Annotated in this window: 2 protein-coding genes; both read right to left on the bottom strand. The window is 57.5% G+C overall.

Annotation, left to right across the window (positions count from 1 at the left end):
• Window positions 1-872 (bottom strand): APC family permease (locus M0974_RS26160; protein ID WP_297843936.1); only part of this gene is annotated, 872 nt, incomplete at its 3' end.
• 217 nt (window positions 873-1,089) lie between these two features.
• Window positions 1,090-2,514 carry a gamma-aminobutyraldehyde dehydrogenase gene (locus M0974_RS26165; protein ID WP_297843939.1) on the bottom strand — a complete coding sequence of 475 codons (1,425 nt, stop codon included), beginning with the start codon at window positions 2,512-2,514 and terminating at the stop codon, window positions 1,090-1,092.
• Between the last annotated feature and the right edge of the window lie 104 nt (window positions 2,515-2,618).

Here is a 2,618-nt window from a genome sequence, read left to right on the forward strand (position 1 = left end):
ACCGGGTCCTTGTCGGTGCCGTTGATGACTGCGGCCATGTCCGGCACGGCGAGGATTAACGCCAGGCAAGCGAACATCGCTGCGGCACCGCCGATGTAAATGGTCATGCGCATGGCGCGAGGAATCATCTTGCTCGGGTTGGGCGTTTCTTCGGCGACATCACCACAGGCTTCGAAGCCGTAATACAGGAACATCCCAGCCAAGGAGGCGGCGAGGAACGCTGGCAGATAAGAGCCGTCGATGCGGATATCAAACGTATTGAACAACACGCTGATCGGTTGATGGCGCTCGAAGATTAACAAATACAAACCCACAATTACCGCGCCGATCAATTCGCACAAAAAACCGAACATTGCGATACGCGAAAGTACTTTAGTGCCGCTGAGATTAACCAGTGTGGCGAACGCTGTTAACGCCAGCGCAATAACGATATTGGTATTGTTGCTCGGCTCAAAACCTAACATGGCCGCCAGATAAGGCCCGGCACCCACGGCGACAGCGGCGATGGTCACGCACAAAGCAATCGCGTAGATCCAGCCGACCATCCACGCCCAGCGTTTGCCAACTAACCGGCGCGCCCACGGGTAGACGCCGCCGGATATGGGAAACTGCGACACCACTTCACCGAAAATCAGACACACCAACAGTTGACCTATGCCGACAAGCAAATAGGCCCAGAACATCGGGGGGCCGCCTGCCGCCAGGCACAGGCCGAACAGGGTATATACGCCGACTACCGGCGATAGGTAGGTAAAGCCCAGGGCGAAGTTCTCCCAAAGGCTCATGCTGCGGTTGAAGTTGGAGGTATAGCCCAACTTGCGAAGTTGTTCGGCATCGCTGTCAGCGGCCGAATAAAGGGATGGAACGGTCATGTGTTTCTCCTGGGAATCGGCAGATTTTGGGTGTGAGAATTCGCAGTCGCACGGTTAAGCGCGACTCGATTCAGTCGTTATTGTTTTGATCTCGATTGCGGGTGAAACAACTATCTCTGCACTGACCCTTTCACGAATGAATTCGCTCCTACAGTTGGAACGTGGTCACCCTGTGGGAGCGGATTCATCCGCGAAGGCGTCAACGCAGACAGCAACGTTAATGCTTAAACATCACATGCCTGACGGTCGTGTAATCCTCCAATCCATACATGGACATGTCCTTTCCATAGCCAGACATTTTCTGACCGCCATGGGGCATTTCGCTGACCAGCATGAAGTGCGTATTGACCCATGTGCAGCCGTACTGCAACCGCGCCGAAAGGCGATGCGCGCGGCCGACGTCTTTGGTCCACACCGATGAGGCGAGGCCATAATCTGACTCGTTGGCCCACGCCAACACCTGGGCTTCATCGTCGAACTGGGTCACCGAGACTACCGGCCCGAACACTTCACGGCGGACGATTTCATCGTCTTGTTGCGCGTCGGCCAACACCGTAGGTTCAAAGAAGAAACCATTGCCTTCCACCGCTTTGCCGCCGGTGATCAAACGGATGTGCGACTGCGCAAGGGCGCGTTCCACAAAGCCCGCCACCCGATCCCGATGTTGGGCCGTGATCAGCGGCCCTAGCTCGGTTGCTGGGTCGCTCTGCAAACCCACTTTAATAGTGCTGACCGCCTCACCCAGCAGGGTGACGAATTTTTCGTAGATACCCTTTTGCGCATACACCCGGCACGCGGCGGTGCAGTCTTGGCCCGCGTTGTAAAAGCCGAACGTACGAATGCCTTCCACCGCTGCTTCTATATCCGCATCATCGAAAATGATCACCGGCGCCTTGCCACCCAATTCCATGTGCATGCGTTTGACGCCGTCGGCGGTGCTGGAAATGATGTGCGAACCGGTGGCGATGGACCCGGTCAGCGAGACCATGCGCACCTTGGGATGAGTCACCAGCGGATTACCCACGGTTTGTCCGCGACCGAACACCAGATTCAGCACACCGGCCGGGAAGATATCGGCGGCCAACTCCACCAACCGCAGCGCGGTCAGCGGCGTTTGTTCGGACGGTTTCAGCACTACGGTATTGCCCGCTGCCAATGCCGGGGCGATTTTCCAAGCGACCATCATCAACGGGTAATTCCACGGTGCGATGGAGGCGACAACGCCCACTGGGTCACGGCGGATCATCGAGGTGTGGCCGGGCAAGTATTCACCGGCCGCCGAGCCGCCCATGCAGCGACTGGCACCGGCGAAGAAGCGGAACACATCGGCAATCGCCGGAATTTCATCGTTCAGCGCGGCGTGATACGGCTTGCCACAGTTGTCGGATTCGAGCTTGGCCAACTCTTCGGCGTGGGTTTCAATCGCGTCGGCCAGTTTCAGCAGCAACAGCGAGCGGTCTTTGGGCGCGGTCTGTGACCAGCTTTCAAACGCGGCATCCGCGGCACGCACGGCGGCATCAACCTGAGCTTCGCTGGCTTCATTGATTTCCACTAGCACGCGGCCCAATGCCGGGTTGAACACCGATTGGCTCGGACCTTCGCCTGCGACCAAATGGCCATTGATCAACAGTTTGGTTTGCATGATTGACTCCTGTTCAAGCGGTTGCAGTCTATGTAGGAGCGGGCTTGCTCGCGATCAGCAGAATGCGATGTATCTGGCCCGGCGCCATCGCGAGCAAGCCCGCT

Origin of the sequence: Pseudomonas sp., from assembly GCF_026224925.1 — a bacterium.
In the GTDB taxonomy this organism is placed as follows: Bacteria; Pseudomonadota; Gammaproteobacteria; order Pseudomonadales; family Pseudomonadaceae; genus Aquipseudomonas.